At 35.8% G+C, this 15,428-nt stretch carries 16 protein-coding genes; 2 read left to right on the top strand and 14 right to left on the bottom strand.

Annotated features, from left to right (window positions below; genetic code table 11):
* Positions 1 to 227: 227 nt before the first annotated feature.
* From B5D30_RS09605 to B5D30_RS09620, 4 genes are all read right to left on the bottom strand, one after another.
* A complete protein-coding gene (locus B5D30_RS09605; RefSeq protein WP_078807858.1) occupies positions 228 to 686 on the bottom strand; it encodes a hypothetical protein in 459 nt (152 codons plus the stop codon).
* Between the two features lie 24 nt (positions 687 to 710).
* Entirely contained in the window at positions 711 to 953 is a 243-nt protein-coding gene (locus tag B5D30_RS09610; protein ID WP_078807859.1) for a hypothetical protein, read from the bottom strand.
* 311 nt (positions 954 to 1,264) lie between these two features.
* A complete protein-coding gene (locus B5D30_RS09615; protein WP_144399560.1) occupies positions 1,265 to 2,047 on the bottom strand; it encodes a hypothetical protein in 783 nt (260 codons plus the stop codon).
* A 5-nt stretch (positions 2,048 to 2,052) separates the two neighbouring features.
* Positions 2,053 to 2,640, bottom strand: a complete 588-nt coding sequence (locus B5D30_RS09620) for a matrixin family metalloprotease (RefSeq protein ID WP_078807861.1) — start codon at positions 2,638 to 2,640, stop codon at positions 2,053 to 2,055.
* Positions 2,641 to 3,097: 457 nt separating this feature from the next.
* Here B5D30_RS09620 and B5D30_RS09625 point away from each other — a divergent pair, with 457 nt between their 5' ends.
* Positions 3,098 to 3,823 carry a helix-turn-helix domain-containing protein gene (locus B5D30_RS09625; protein WP_159443282.1) on the top strand — a complete coding sequence of 242 codons (726 nt, stop codon included), beginning with the start codon at positions 3,098 to 3,100 and terminating at the stop codon, positions 3,821 to 3,823.
* 60 nt (positions 3,824 to 3,883) lie between these two features.
* Here B5D30_RS09625 and B5D30_RS09630 read toward each other — a convergent pair whose 3' ends face one another.
* The 3 genes from B5D30_RS09630 to rpsO all read right to left on the bottom strand — a co-directional run bounded on the left by B5D30_RS09630 (position 3,884) and on the right by rpsO (position 6,305).
* Positions 3,884 to 4,990, bottom strand: coding sequence for an ABC transporter ATP-binding protein (locus B5D30_RS09630; protein WP_078807863.1), 1,107 nt, complete (start codon positions 4,988 to 4,990; stop codon positions 3,884 to 3,886).
* A gap of 112 nt (positions 4,991 to 5,102) precedes the next feature.
* Positions 5,103 to 5,939: a helix-turn-helix domain-containing protein gene (locus tag B5D30_RS09635; RefSeq protein WP_159443283.1), complete on the bottom strand. Its 837-nt coding sequence runs from the start codon at positions 5,937 to 5,939 to the stop codon at positions 5,103 to 5,105.
* A 96-nt stretch (positions 5,940 to 6,035) separates the two neighbouring features.
* Positions 6,036 to 6,305, bottom strand: a complete 270-nt coding sequence (gene rpsO, locus B5D30_RS09640; protein WP_078807865.1) for a 30S ribosomal protein S15 — start codon at positions 6,303 to 6,305, stop codon at positions 6,036 to 6,038.
* 179 nt (positions 6,306 to 6,484) lie between these two features.
* On the opposite strand from rpsO, the gene def reads away from it, so the two are divergent.
* Positions 6,485 to 7,084 carry a peptide deformylase gene (gene def, locus B5D30_RS09645; RefSeq protein WP_078807866.1) on the top strand — a complete coding sequence of 200 codons (600 nt, stop codon included), beginning with the start codon at positions 6,485 to 6,487 and terminating at the stop codon, positions 7,082 to 7,084.
* An 83-nt stretch (positions 7,085 to 7,167) separates the two neighbouring features.
* On the opposite strand, the gene B5D30_RS09650 is transcribed toward def, so the two are convergent.
* The 7 genes from B5D30_RS09650 to B5D30_RS09680 all read right to left on the bottom strand — a co-directional run bounded on the left by B5D30_RS09650 (position 7,168) and on the right by B5D30_RS09680 (position 15,176).
* Positions 7,168 to 8,628: a helix-turn-helix domain-containing protein gene (locus B5D30_RS09650; protein WP_078807867.1), complete on the bottom strand. Its 1,461-nt coding sequence runs from the start codon at positions 8,626 to 8,628 to the stop codon at positions 7,168 to 7,170.
* Positions 8,629 to 8,802: 174 nt separating this feature from the next.
* Complete coding sequence (gene dtd, locus B5D30_RS09655) at positions 8,803 to 9,249, bottom strand: D-aminoacyl-tRNA deacylase (RefSeq protein WP_078807868.1); 447 nt, start codon at positions 9,247 to 9,249, stop codon at positions 8,803 to 8,805.
* A 636-nt stretch (positions 9,250 to 9,885) separates the two neighbouring features.
* Positions 9,886 to 12,111 carry a RelA/SpoT family protein gene (locus B5D30_RS09660; protein ID WP_078807869.1) on the bottom strand — a complete coding sequence of 742 codons (2,226 nt, stop codon included), beginning with the start codon at positions 12,109 to 12,111 and terminating at the stop codon, positions 9,886 to 9,888.
* 70 nt (positions 12,112 to 12,181) lie between these two features.
* Positions 12,182 to 12,781: a beta/alpha barrel domain-containing protein gene (locus B5D30_RS09665; protein ID WP_078807870.1), complete on the bottom strand. Its 600-nt coding sequence runs from the start codon at positions 12,779 to 12,781 to the stop codon at positions 12,182 to 12,184.
* Entirely contained in the window at positions 12,741 to 13,580 is an 840-nt protein-coding gene (locus B5D30_RS09670) for a 16S rRNA (uracil(1498)-N(3))-methyltransferase (protein ID WP_078807871.1), read from the bottom strand. The genes B5D30_RS09665 and B5D30_RS09670 overlap by 41 nt, the downstream gene beginning before the upstream one ends.
* Complete coding sequence (gene prmA, locus B5D30_RS09675) at positions 13,580 to 14,548, bottom strand: 50S ribosomal protein L11 methyltransferase (protein ID WP_078807872.1); 969 nt, start codon at positions 14,546 to 14,548, stop codon at positions 13,580 to 13,582. The genes B5D30_RS09670 and prmA overlap by 1 nt, the downstream gene beginning before the upstream one ends.
* A 34-nt stretch (positions 14,549 to 14,582) precedes the next feature.
* Positions 14,583 to 15,176 carry a DUF3013 family protein gene (locus tag B5D30_RS09680; protein WP_078807873.1) on the bottom strand — a complete coding sequence of 198 codons (594 nt, stop codon included), beginning with the start codon at positions 15,174 to 15,176 and terminating at the stop codon, positions 14,583 to 14,585.
* Positions 15,177 to 15,428: the final 252 nt, after the last annotated feature.

Here is a 15,428-nt window from a genome sequence, read left to right on the forward strand (position 1 = left end):
TTGGCTTATGGTTTTAGAAGATTTGAGAATTTCCGTACGAGGAGCTATATTCAGTGTGGTCTTCTTACAGGGATTTGTAAGGTGGTTTAGAATAGATATTTCAGTATTTAAAGTGTAACAGTGAAAGATAAAACAAGAGAATAGTCAAGTGAACAAGGTTTTGCATGTTGAACGACCTATAATTGTGCTACTGGCTAGGTTCGACAGAGCAGAATGCTACAAGAAAACTATTTCTGGTAGACGCAAAAGAGGAGCTGGACAAGATGTCCAACTCTCTTAGGTACGCTTTGTAAAATAGATGCTTTCCACACGATTTGACAAAGAGCCGTAATAAATAGTACCAATAAAGAAAAGAAAATCAGTGTGAAAAAATAAACAGTCATCGCAAAAAATTTTCCCAAGAAAATATTTCTCCGTGAAACATAGGGCGTAATATAACGAATAGATTCCGTTTCTATCTCTCTTGTCAAATTACTAGCATACAACATAAAGGAAAATAACGCTCCTAGAAGAGTGAATCCTCCAAACATTCCAGTTACAATCGCACTTTTCCCCTCTGCAACAAGTGCAATAACCTCTGAATATTTTCCTACTAAAAAGGCTATCCCTAAAAATGAAACAATAATTATCATTGACTTAATCGTCAGCAAACTTCTTCTCAATTCGTCTATAAAAATGGTTTTCATGGTGTTCTCCTCTGTAATAAAATACTATTTTTTCTTATATTTATACAATAAATGACCAATTTTATAGAAAACTAGCCACAATCCAAATAAAATAATAATAAATTGGAAATTCAATGTTTTTGGAAAAAACACAATAAACAAATAGAGGAAAAATAACAAAGTAATCACTACAATTCCCTTATCCAAAAATTCTATTTCTTTTGCTTTTCTGGCAAGAATAACATCTGCCACAATAAAACAAAATAACCCCAAGTATAAATAAAACATACTTTTCGCCTCCTTATAACATATGGGTACCTCTAAAAAATGAGAATATCACAAGCACGAATGCCTAGATAATGTTCCTCTGCATAGCCATTATAACTAACTAAAAATTAAATTTCAAGTGTTATTTTAACCGTTTCTCTTTTTATATATAAATTTACTATTATGTAAAAATATAGGCTACTTTAAATAAATCACAATTATCTCAAACTAAAGAAATTACTCTTAAGGGTACCTCTAAAAAATTACGCTTGCCTAAAATTACTAGTTTTGGTCAAACGGAGTTTTTAGAGGTACCCTTATATAACTTTACTTTACTTTTCTTTTACTTCTACATCAATTTTTTCTAAATACTCGCCCAAATCCTCTTGTTGACCAGTTCCTTCATTTTTCACTTCCCATGTTTTCCCGATTTCGTTTTCAGCTGTTTTTACTTCTTCAATTGGTTGCTTATCATCTTCCAATTTTAAAGCACCATATTCAAAACCATTTAAAGTATATTTTTTCCATTCACTATCCCAATTTGCATAGAATAAATACACTTCACCTGCGGAAAGATAAATATCTCCATTCGCTTTCACTTCTACTAATTCATTACTTGTTTCTACTGGACCTTTTCCTGATTGTTCACGGAGATAGTTAGCTTTTTCAATTGCCTCTGGAAAATCGTTTTTAGCTCGTTCTTTTTCTTCTAAAATCCCACCGAGTCTTGCAAATTCAACCACACCTTCCGCATCACCTTCTAAGTTTTTCAAAATTTCCAACTTCCCTACTGAATAAGGAAATGTATTCCCTAAACTATTTGGGCGTAACTCAGCTTTGTCTACGGAAATTACTCTAGCAATAAATACATTTGTGTTTTCTTCTTCTAATGCTTTTGGATTTTTAATATCTATCATCAAATCAAGCTCTATATCAGATGTCTTAACTTTACTTCTATCAATTTTATCCAAATAAGAAGTATAATTTTCTGCCTTTTTAGATACGACTTGTTCAATTTTTGCCGTTTCTTTTTTCTCTGGTTTGCTTTCTTTTTTAGTTGAAGAACATCCTACAAGAAACAACAATCCTGCCGTAATAAGTAATATTTTTTTCATCATTTTCACCAATACCAGCCATAAACATCTGTAAGTTTATCGCTAGCTCCTTTATCTACATTTCTAACAGTTGTCTTTTGAATTGTTGGTTGCATAATACTGCTACTATCATTTCCCAAAGCATGAGCCAAACCTAAAGCATGACCTATCTCATGCTTAGCAACCGTACCGCTCGTCATCGCTCTTTCATTTCTATATTTTGTATTAAGCGTGACTTTTGCCCAGTAAAAATTACGACCGGGTGCATTTCCGTTTAAGGCAATTCCTCTATTGGCTCCGTCATAAAATTCAGTAACTCCACCAACACCATCCCAGATTGCTCCACCATAGAAATCTATTGCTGTTTCATAATTATTTCCACGCTGGTACATATATAAAGGATTGTCCCATCCTGTATACATCCAATTGTGCTTAGCAGAGTTAATCGCTCCGATATTGCTAGCCGAACCGCTAATAAAATAATTAACAGAGCGTATCCCTCTTGATTGAACACCTGCGAATCTTGGTGGTTTCGCTGCCTGTGCAATTTCAAAAACTCCCACAAGAGCAAGAATACTTACAAATGAAATTGCTAATTTTTGAAAAAGTTTCATTTTTTGTTTCCTCCTTTTTGCAATACAAGTATATGGGTACCTCTAAAAACTCCGCTTAAGACTAAATTAGCTAGTTTTTCGATTTTCAAGGAAATCGACGAAAGCTATGTGGTTCATAGGTTGAGGAGATTGACGAAGAAAATCGGATAACTAGCAATTTAGGATAAGTGCGAGTTTTTAGAGGTGCCCATATTGTATTTTGACAATATTTCTACGCTTCCCACAAGCTACCATAGCTTATAAAATTATTATAAGCGAGTGAATAGAAAAATACACCTATCATTTTTTTTAATTTACCTATCATTTTATAAAATCTTTCAGTATTTCTTGCCAGTTTAAAAATATTTGTGTATATTATAATTTATAGCAAATAAAAAATTGACTTATTAAAGAATATTGATTGACAATTAAAAAACTGTATATATTTTTTATGTAAGGGATGAGGGGGATAAAAAGAATGAAAGGAAATAAAGAATTAAAAGAAGAAATCATAACAGAAATTTCTTCTTTAGAATTTGTTGATTTTGTTGCTTTCAAAGATGTGGCTACTTCTGTATTGACCGTTCATAAAAATGAAATTGAACAGTTAAAAAAGAAGGAAAATCTTGAAAAATGGATTTCAGAATATGAAACAATTGATCAAAAATTACCTGTTCTGTCTACAAATAAACACGCAACTTTTCGTTTGTATGAAGAAATGTTATTTCATCGAGTAGTTCTGTCTCGTGAACAAGAAATATTGGGAAATCTTATCATTGGTGGACTTCAAAGTTTGTCAGATGAATTGAGTGATACCGTAGAAGAATTATTTTTACTTATCAAACAGACAATCAATGCTGTTTTCGAGAAAAATGATGAAGAAATTCATCAAATGATACACTTGTTAAAGAAAGTTTGTCCAGAAAGAGAGGGGGTTGAAAAACTATTGCTGTCTTTCCCTCGTCATTCTATTTATACAATTAACAAACAATTCAAAATACATTTTGAACAAACTGCAAACCAATATTATAAAGAGCTATGTTTCAACTATGCTCTAAAGCAAATATCCGAAACCGATAGAGCTTGTTCTGAAATTGCCGAAGAAATTGGTTATTGTCAATATACTTCCTTTTCAAGAGCTTTTAAAAGTAGAATAGGAGTAACACCAAATGAATATAGGGAGAAAAAATGCAAGCGGTTTTAATTTTTCCACCAAAACACACCTAAAAAGCCCACGAAATCCAAATCTCGTGAGCTTTTTGAATCAATCTAAAATCGCCTCTTCACTTTCCAAATCAAAGAATCTAGCTTTTGTCACATTGAAACTTAGCTCGACTTTTTCACCCGGTTTGTGATAATCACGTGCATCTACTTTAGAAATAAATTCTGTGTCGCCAATTGTTGAGTAGAGCATACTTTCATGCCCAAGTAATTCACTTACAACAACTGTTGCTTCAACAACTGTTTTAGGGAATGTTTCGATTTGGATATTTTCAGAGTTAATATCTTCTGGGCGAATACCAAAAGTAAGTTCTTTTCCTTTATATCCTTTGTCAATCAAAATTTTCGTCTGACCTTCTGTCAAACTCAATTCCAAACCTTTTCCATTTGAAATTTTTTCTCCGTCAAAGACAACATCAAAGAAGTTCATTGCAGGACTTCCAATAAAGCCTGCTACAAATTTATTCGCTGGTTTGTTATACAATTCTTGCGGAGTACCAATTTGCATGATTTTTCCAAGTTTCATGATAACAATGCGATCTGCAAGCGTCATAGCTTCCGTTTGGTCATGGGTTACATAAATAGTGGTTGCCCCGATTCTTTGGTGAATTTTCGCAATTTCTGCACGCATTTGCACACGCAATTTCGCATCCAAGTTTGACAATGGTTCATCCATTAGGAATACTTTGGCATCTCGAACAATCGCACGTCCCATCGCCACACGCTGACGTTGACCACCCGACATATCGGCAGGTTTACGGTCAAGTAATTCTGTCAAACCAAGAATCGCAGCCGCCTCTTCCACACGCTGTTTGATTTCGTCTTTTGGATATTTACGCAATTTTAGCCCAAACGCCATATTGTCAAATACAGTCATATGCGGATAAAGTGCATAGTTTTGGAAAACCATTGCAATGTCACGATCTTTTGGTGGAGTGTCGTTCATTCGCACACCGTCAATTGAAAAATCTCCTGATGAAATATCCTCAAGTCCTGCAATCATACGCAAAGTAGTAGACTTCCCGCAACCAGACGGTCCAACAAATACGATAAACTCCTTGTCCTTAATTTCCAAATTGAAATTTTCTACGGAATACGCATCATTGTTTGGATACTTTTTGTTAATGTTTTTTAAACTCATTGTTGTCATATGTTTTTCACCTCATTTATTTGATAGTTTAAGTTTAATGAAAAGGCTTCAAAAAATCTTCGTCAACTTGCACAAAGTTTTCTTTTTTCTTTCGTGCAAGTTGAAATCGTTGTCATATGACGAGCAAATAACATAAATACAACTCATTCATATCTTTTAATGAAAAATCATACCTTTCCTCAAATTTTTTCATTTTATACTGCAACGAATTTCGGTGATAATTCAAATACTTCGCCGTGTGAGAAATCGAGCCTTGATTAATCCATAGTTGTTTAATAATTTCAACCATGTCGCTGTCTTGCTCCAATTCTTTTTTCAAATATTGTAAAATTCCACTTTCCTTACGCAATTCAAGTGCTGTTTTATGCAACATTACTTCACTCAACGTGCTAATTCCCTGAGTGTGAAAATGTGTTGCTACATACTCAAAATTCTTCATTTCTTCTTGGAATAATGAGCTTGTAGTAACTGACGTATGGTAAAAATTCCCAATATATCCAAATGTTTCTACGGATAAATCATTATCCAATGCTGCAAATACATCACGATATTCTTCTTTAGAAAGCTCGAAAGAAGAATGTTCCTCCAAAAAGAAACCATGCGTTTTACTTATATTGCAAAAAGAAAAATTTGTCGGCAATAACTCGCTCAAAAGTCGTGTATAGTGAGTGATTTCACCAGTTGTTTGATACTGAATCACTCGGTAGGTCATCTCTTTTGGTGCGTTTCCTTTGCCACATAAAAAGCGAAACCAAGGTTGAAAATAATCTTGTTTAACCTCAGAAAAAAGATTTTTCAGCAACGTTTCCTCCGTTTTCGACAAATTTCCTTTCGGAATTGCCACCACTTCACTCTCCACCAACAAATTTAGTTTCGCATGGTGAAAATCCTTCTCCGACTGAATGATTTTCGCTTGAGGATATAACGCACATAACTCTTTTTTATTCATAACTTCCTCCATTCTTACTTTATAGGGGCATATCTAAACAAAAAAACGCATAAATCCAATGCTTTAGGCAAATGAATTTGATGCGTTTTGCGTTTTTTAACGACGTAAACCAAGTGAAGCAATCAATTCACGGTAACGCTCAACGTCTTTTTGACGCAAGTACGCAAGCAAGTTACGACGGTGACCGATTTTCTTCATCAATCCACGGTAAGTGTGGTGGTCTTTTTTATGCACTTGAATGTGAGCGTTCAAATGGTTGATTTCATATGTCAACACTGCGATTTGAACTTCTGGAGAACCAGTATCACCTTCGTGACGTGCATATTGCGAAATGATTTCGTTTTTCTTTTCTTTTGAAATTGCCATGTTTTTCACCTCTATATCTGTATTTGTCCTCAACTGCGTAAAGCGATCATGACACGCCAAACGAAGAAAAGGTGTGTAGTTAAAACTACATTGTCTATCATACTCAATTTTCTTTCATTTGGCAAGAACTTTCTTTTTATGCTACACTTATTTCAGTGATATTTACTAAGGAGACGACTATGACAATTTTAAATGAGCTTTTGGAAGAAAATCATTCAATCAATATGGACGATATTATCCGTGAAGGAAATCCTACATTGAGAGCTATGGCAGACGAAATTTCCCTTCCTATCGAAAAGGAATGGATTACTTTAGGCGAGAAAATGCTAGAGTTTTTGAGAAATTCTCAAGACCCTGTTAAAAGTGAAGAAATGGGGTTACGTGGTGGCGTAGGAATCGCTGCTCCGCAACTTGACGTTTCAAAACGCATAATCGCCGTTCTTGTTCCAAATGATGATTTGGAAAATCCAGCCTCACTTATAGAAGAAATTCTTTACAATCCGAAAATCATCGCTCATTCCGTACAAAAGGCGTGTTTGAAAGACGGTGAGGGTTGTCTTTCTGTTGATAGAGAAATTCAAGGATTTGTCGTAAGATATGCACGTATCACCGTGCAATACACAAATAAAGACGGCGAAACGAAAAAAATCAAATTGCGTGGCTATGAAGCAATCGTTGTGCAACACGAAATTGACCACTTAAACGGAGTCATGTTCTTTGACCACATCAACGAGCTTGAGCCATTCAAACTTGAAAAAGGGGTACTTGTTTTAGAATAAAAAACTTTAAGGACACCTCTAAAAACTAGCTAATTTAGTCTTAAGCGGAGTTGTTAGAGGTGCCTTTAAAAAGAAAACGTCTATTACAGGCGTTTTCTTCTTTCTTCTATTTTTCTTTTTTCAATTTCTGCCAACTTCAATTTCAGTTGTTCGATTCTTTCTTTATTGGTAAAGCTCAAAATAAATTGCGGGAAGTCATAATTAATTTTTCTATCTGTAATAATCAAGTCCGCTTCTTCAGGTTTTTCGACAAATTCTAATTGGACTTCTGTAAGCATTTTGAGCAAGTTCATAATGTATTTTGTTTGATGTAAACCATACATTGAAAAAACAAGAACGCGAATTTTCACACGATGTGATGTATACATATCTAAAAGTAAAAATTGAAAGATGCGTGTAACAAAGTCGTGCTGAAGCACTTCACCAAAAAATTCCTCATTTTTAGCTAATAACAACGTTTTAAATAAATCAAAATAACCAACTCGCACCATTTCAAATTCTCTGCCAAAAATATCCAAATCGGTCGGGAAAATTTCTTTGTAGTCAAAAGAAAGTTCTAAATTCCACGCAACATAAACTTCCTCTTTTTTTGTCAATTTCTCGTCATAAAAAACTTCTAGCGTTTCGATAAATTCCGTTATTTCCTTTGCATACGGGTGATGAAAATTTCGCTTTTCCTCACCGTTAAACTCGGAAATCGGTGAAAGCGAGTAAATAATTTGAAAATAAAAATGCTCCACTTCCGCCTGCATTTCTTCTGCCGTCAAACCATACGGGCTTAAAATTTTCTCGTATAATGCTCTAAATTCCTCGTAATGCTCCTCTTTTTTTACACCCCTGCTCCAACTTATCGACTGATTCAGCCGATGATTTTGCTTAATTCGCCAATTGTGAATGGCAAAAAGTAAACCTACTTGCCGAATGGCACCGTATTTATCTCGTAGTTTTTCAGGCATTAAATCACGAATGGTTCCTTGAATGGCTTCTCTTGACATTTGCCTTTCTAGTATCCATTCATTTACTTGTGTTTGCCTAAGAATAGCAAACATCATGTGACGAATATCTCTTTCTTCGCCAACAAAATTCCATTTTCCTACACGACCATCCAGTTGAATGTTGTATTTATTCAAAAACCCTTGCAACTCTTTTTTCTTTCGATGTCCAGTTGTACGGGAATAACCATTTTCTAATAAAAAATCCTCGTAATTAAAATTTTCACTTTCCATAAATAATTTCACTAAAAAATTATAGCCAAAATCATGTCGAATCACTGTTGCTGCCACTTCATAAAATGAATATTCCTCCGTAAAAGTGGCGATTATTTCTGCTCCTTGCCAAGAAATTTCAAACTCGAAATTTTCCTTTCGGATCGTTTTCAACTCCTCGTAAAATTCAAGAGCATTTTTCACTTTTACCTCTTTCAAATGAAGTTCACTTGCTATTTCTGTGATAGTTTTTGAAGAATTACAATGTTTATTTAAAAATTGCACAATGTGTAAAAAATTTCTCGCAACTTCTTCTACAATGATACTTGAATTTTTCATACTCTCACCTCATTCCACACTATCATTTTATACAATAGATTATTAATAAGCAAAAGATTGAGGTTAAAATTAGAAATTTTAAAGGAAAAGGTAAAAAAACTGAAAAAAGTACCTCTAAAAACCTACACTTATCTAAAAGTGCTAGTTTTTAGAGGTACCCATACTCAGTTTTTCTCATTGTTCTCGTGTATCCATAATAATTGTTACTGGACCACTGTTGACAAGTGAAACGTCCATCATTGCTCCAAATTCTCCTTCTGCCACCGTCAAACCATTCGCTCGCAAACCTGCATTAAATGCCTCATAAAGTGGAATTGCCACTTCTGGCTTAGCTGCCTGAATAAAACTTGGGCGATTGCCTTTTTTCGTTTCTGCATAAAGCGTAAATTGTGAAATACTGAGAATACTTCCGCCAACATCTTGCAAAGAAAGATTCATTTTCTCATTTTCATCTTCAAATACACGCAAACCTGTAATTTTTCTCACTAAGTAATCTACATCTTTTTGCGTATCTTCTTCGTGTACTCCTAGTAAAATCATAAAACCCTCTTTAATTTCTCCAACAATTTTACCTTCTATTTTCACGCTTGCACTGCTTACTTTTTGGATTACTGCTTTCATTTTTTCCTCTCCGCTTTTCTTTGTCTAGCTATGAGGGGCTGAGGTCTGGTCGCTGTTCACAACAGCACTGGAAACTGCGTTTCCAGCAAGTAAATGCTGTGGTTCACTGCGACAGACCTCAAATCGCCCCTCTACGCTTTTCTTTGTCTAGCTATGAGGGGCTGAAGTCTGGCAACTGGTCACAATGTCGCTCGAAACTTCGTTTCGAGTAAATAAACGACAGTGTTCACTATTGCAGACTTCAAAACGCCCCGCTCGCTTTTCTTTGTCTAGCTACGAGGGGCTGAAGTTTGGCAACTGGTCACAATGTCGCTCGAAACTTCGTTTCGAGTAAATAAACGACAGTGTTCACTATTGCAGACTTCAAAACGCCCCGCTCGCTTTTCTTTGTCTAGCTACGAGGGGCTGAAGTTTGGCAACTGGTCACAATGTCGCTCGAAACTTCGTTTCGAGTAAATAAACGACAGTGTTCACTGTTGCAGACTTCAGAACGCCCCTCTACGCTTTTCTTTGTCTAGCTACGAGGGGCTGAGGTCTGGTCGCTGTTCGCAACAGCACTGGAAACTGCGTTTCCAGCAAGTAAATGCTGTGGTTCACTGCGACAGACCTCAAAACGCCCCTCTACGCTTTTCTTTGTCACCCATTTGTTCTTTTTACTGAGTAGACATCTGGGACGGATTTTATTTTGTCTACTATTGCTGTTAAATGATGAATGTCTTTGATTCCTAGTGCTACGTGAATAGTTGCCATTTTTTCTTTGGTTGGTTTTGCCTCAACGCTTACGAGATTTTTTGTTTGTCCACTAATGACTTGTAAAATATCATTGAGTAAACCACTACGATTGTAGCCAAAAATATCTAACTCAGCAACGTAATCTTTCCCATTATTAGATATTCTTGAATCTTCCCACTCAACATCAATAGTCCGCTCGTTTAGCTCAGGTTGACTGGCTAAATTTTGACAATCTTTTCTATGAATAGAAATTCCACGTCCTTTGGTAATGTAGCCGATAATTTCATCTCCCGGTACAGGGTTACAGCAACGAGACAATCTAACCATTAAATTGCTTGCTCCCTGAATGATAATGCCACCTTCATGGCGAATTTTCATTTTTTCAGGCTCTTTTTCTACTTTGACTGCATTGTGAAGTAGGGCATCTTCTTTTTCTTTTTGTTTTTGCTTATCTATCGCACGACGTTCTTTTTCGGTGAGACGATTGGCAACAGTAATCGGTGAAATTTCACCAAAACCAACCGCAGCAAACAGCTCTTCTTCTGTTTTATAATTAAATCGTTCCAAAATCTCAGTAACGTGTGCTTTATTGAGATAAACAGCTGTGTTAAATTTCATTTCTACAAGCTCATGAACAATCATTTCACGACCTTTATTAATGGAAAGTTCTTTGTCTTGCGTTTTGAAAAATCGCTTAATTTTATTTCGTGCTTTTGTCGTTTTGACCAGTTTTAACCAATCACGACTTGGACCAAAGGAGTTACTGCTCGTGATAATCTCGATAATATCTCCAGTTTTCAGCTTGTAATCAAGCTGTACCATTTTTCCATTCACTTTTGCACCAGTTGTTTTATCGCCAATTTGCGTATGAATAGAATAAGCAAAATCAAGTGGGCCACTTCCTGCTGGAAGCTCCGTCACCTCTCCTTTTGGTGTAAAAACATAGACTTTATCAGAAAAAATATCTCCTTTTACACTTTCAATGAAATCTGTGGCATCTGTACTTTCTTTTTGTAAATCTAAAATTTCATGAAACCACGAGAGTGTTTTGGTCATTGCATCTTCTTTTAATTTCTTCGTTTGACCTTCTTTATACGCCCAATGAGCCGCCACACCAAACTCTGCCACTTCATGCATTTCCGTTGTACGAATTTGCACTTCAAGCGGATTGCCGTTTGGCCCGATTACCGTTGTATGAATGGATTGGTACATATTTGCCTTTGGCATGGCAATATAATCTTTGAATCTCCCCGGCATTGGTGTCCATTTCGTGTGAATTGCACCTAAGACAGCGTAACATTCTTTGATAGAATCTACAATGACACGAATGGCAAGTAAATCATAGATTTCTTCAAATTGCTTTTTCTGGTCTTTCATTTTGCGATAAATCGAGTATAAATGTTTTGGACGTCCATAAATTTCAGCGTAAATCTCTAATTCTTCCGTTGCCTCACGAATTTGTTCGACAGAATCAGCGATATATTCTTCCCGCTCAGTTCTTTTTGAGTTCATCAAATTGACAATGCGGTAATATTGTTGAGGATTTAAATAACGCAACGCAGTGTCTTCTAATTCCCATTTTATTCGACTAATCCCAAGTCTATGAGCAAGTGGAGCATAAATTTCCATTGTTTCCATTGAAATTCTACGCTGTTTGTCTTCACGTAAATGTTCAAGTGTTCGCATATTATGCAATCTATCCGCAAGTTTTACCAAAATCACTCGCAAATCTTGTGCCATTGCAATGAGCATTTTCCTGTGATTTTCAGCAAGTTGTTCCTCATGACTTTTATACTTGATTTTCCCAAGTTTTGTCACGCCGTCAACCAAATTTGCCACGTCATCGCCAAAAAATTCTTTTAAATCTTCTAGCGTCACTGGAGTGTCTTCCACCACATCATGCAAAAATCCAGTGGCAACCGTATGAGCATCCATGTGCAATTCTGCCAAAATACCTGCTACTTGAATCGGATGAATGATGTAAGGCTCGCCACTTTTCCTTGTATCTGGGGCGTGCTTTTCTGTCGCAAAATCAAGTGCTTTCTGCACAAATTGTGTTTGTTCCTCTGTCATATAATGACTGACCATACGAATGACTTCCTCACCCGTCATATTTTCTTCTTTTGACATGAATTTCGCCCCCTGTTCTAAAAAACTTCGATTTTTTCATTACTAAATGAACTCATTCTAACAAAAATAGTTATAAAATAAAAGCTCCGACTCTTTTTATACCTGTTTTGTAAAGTAAAGGGAGTTTTTCTTTATTCAACTCTTGCACATTCACATGAAGTGTTACCTCTTCTCCTGCGTCCAATTGAAAAACGGATATATCATGTAGAGCATTTTCGATATTTTTCACATGAAGGGTTAAATGCCGAATGTTCAACGAAGAAATATTTTGTGCCAATTTGATTTTGTCGATTTCTCTTAATTGCGTATTTTCCACGCAAAACCGCAATTCCCGAGTTGCACCAAGAGGAAAAAGTGTCTCGCACAAATTTTTTATCACATCAAAATTCTGTTCTTTTATCGCATAAATTGGTAAAGAAATCTGCAAAATTTCCGCACCGAGACGAAAACTCTCCCCTACTTCAAAAGCAATTTTTCCCGTTGTGCCACATCCTAAAGGATAATCTATAAGACTTGCAAGTTTAATTTCTCTTCTATAAAGTAGCTGTTTAGCACGTGTGAGATGATTAGGCAAAACAAAAACTTCCTCTATTCTATCGTCTAAATTTAAAAGTGTCTCTTTTAACTCATCATCCGTCATATCCGCTTTTATGAGTAATTTTCTTTGCATCCATTGACACCCCCTTTAAAAATTCCTCATTGTTCTCACTGCATCCTCCGTTTTTTAATTCTGTTAAAACACTTACTGCTCCGAGCAAATACATTGGGGCGGTTTCTGTTCGTAAAATCCGTGGACCAAGTCCTGCACACTTGCCACCTAAAGCAGTCATTTTTTCTACTTCCTCAACAGATAATCCACCTTCTGCACCGAAGATAGCAAGCAACTCCTCGCCTTTTTCCATTTTTCCTATCGTCTGAAGTAATTGAGCGTCCTCACCATTTTTTGCACTTTCTTCATAGGCAATCAAAATTTCTTGATAATCGACAAATCGACTATACAATTCTTGAATATTCGCAAGCAATTCTACTTTTGGTAAATGTGTTCTATGGCTTTGTTCGGCTGCCTCTTGTGCTATTTTTTGCAAACGAATTTGTTTTTTCTCCCGTTTTTTATCATCCCACTTCACCACAGAATTGGTACTTGGGAAAAAGAAAATCGTATGCACGCCTAATTCCACAGCTTTTTGCGTAATCCACTCTGCCTTATCACCTTTTGGAAAACCAGAAGCAATGCTTACTTGAACAGGCATTTCAACATTTTTTGTAATCTCACAAACTTTTTCAAACAAAATTCCGTCATTCTTCACTTCTTTTGCAGAAACTTGCCAGACTTTTTCATCTGAAAAAACAAGATAAACTTCTTGTTTTTCTTTCATTCTCATCACACGTAGCATATGATGTAAATTTTCATCTTGTAGTAAAAGAGTATTGCTTTCAGGTGTTGGAGTTTCTAAAAAATATCTTTGCATTAGCCACCCACCATACCGTTCTGTTCATCTTTGTTTTTGCTTAACACGAGGGCATTCCATTCGCCACTTGTTAAAACTTGTTCAATCACAAAACCAACCGTCTCAAATTCTTCTCTCACCATGGAAAGTTTTTCTGAAATAATCCCACTTAAAATCAATTTTCCATTTTCATCTAGTAAACGATACGCATCCTTCGTCATTAAAATCAATATATCCGCCAAAATATTTGCCACAATAACATCTGCTTTTTGAGTGACTCCTTGTAATAAATTTCCTTTATCCACATGGATATTTTCACATTTTGGATTCAAAGCAAAATTCTCTTTTGCCCGATTGACTGCTACTTCGTCCAAATCATAGGCGAAAATTTCCTTTGCACCAAGCAAACTCGCCGCAATGCTCAACACTCCGCTGCCAACTCCCACATCAAGAACTACCTCTCCTTTACGCAAAACACTCTCAAGAGCCTGCAAACTCAAACGAGTCGTCGGATGCGTTCCTGTACCAAACGCCATTCCCGGATCTAAGAAAATCAATTGTTCATCTTCTACTTCTTTTTCGTAATTCACCCAACTTGGCACCACGGTTAAAAATCGTGTCAAACGCTTTGGTGCGTAATACTTTTTCCACGCATCAGCCCAGCCTTCTTCTTCAATTGCTTGCAAAACCACTTCATTTTTTCCAATGTCTAAACCAAATTCGGTCAATTGTGAAATTCTGGATTTTATTTCAGGTAAAAGTTCGATGACATTCATTACTTCTGGAAAATACGCAGTAATATTCACATCCTCATTGTGTCGCATCAATTTTTCCTTGTCTAAAATTTCACCAAATTCATCTACCTCGTAATGTGCAATATCCAAATCATCTTCAATTGCTACACCGCTTGCTCCATTTTCAATCAAAATATTACTAATCGCCTCAACTGCCTCACTGGTGGCAATCACTTTTACTTCTGTCCATTCCATATTTTTTCCTCTTCTCATACTGGGTACCCTAAAATTAAAATTTCGGTGCTACCACCATTTCTTTTCCTTTATCTGTTGCTAAAGCATTTGTTAATTCTTGCTCAAACATTTTTTCATCCCACTCAAGAGAAAACTCAGCCTCTTCAACATTTAAAATCTGCAATAATTTCTCTTTTTCATTTTCATCTAATGATTGGAAATACTCTTTGATCTCCTCATCATTCATCGACTCAATTTTTGATAACATCGCTGTTTCCTCTAAAAAATCAAGCAATTGATCTTGTCCATTGACAAGCACTTCTTGCAGGGTTTCGATCAATGCAGATAAATACGCTCTTTGAATCCCTTTTTTATCCTCATAAGGAAGGGAAAACAACACATCATTTGATAAATTTTTCACACGTGTTTGATTATACAATACCACACTATCTTCAAATGCAATCACATTTTCCTGACTTTCTATCGCCTCTTTATCCGCTAACGCAACGTTTTCTTTGTTTTCGGCAAAAAGGGTTACCGTTAATTCAATTGTTTGCATGGAGGGATGCCACTCAATCGTCACATCAAAATTATTCAATTTCGCCTCAATTAACTCTTCTAGCACATTCATCATTGTTTCTTTCGCCATTTTTTCCTCCACGTAATTTCTATAAAAATCTTATACTTCATTTTACAACAAGAGAGAGCGAAAATCTTGATTTTTTTAAAGGAAATGAAAAAATTTTTGAGCGATTGTTTCACACACGCCTATGGAAAAAATAGGGAAATTTTCGCTCTTTTTTTCGTTTTTTACAGGCTTTTCCACAAGTTTTCCACAGAATCACACCTTGTGAAAATCTTTTTTCCACTTGTGGAAAAAACTGTGGAAATGTTTTTCCGT

It is taken from the genome of Pilibacter termitis (assembly GCF_900167335.1).
GTDB lineage: Bacteria > Bacillota > Bacilli > Lactobacillales > Streptococcaceae > Pilibacter > Pilibacter termitis.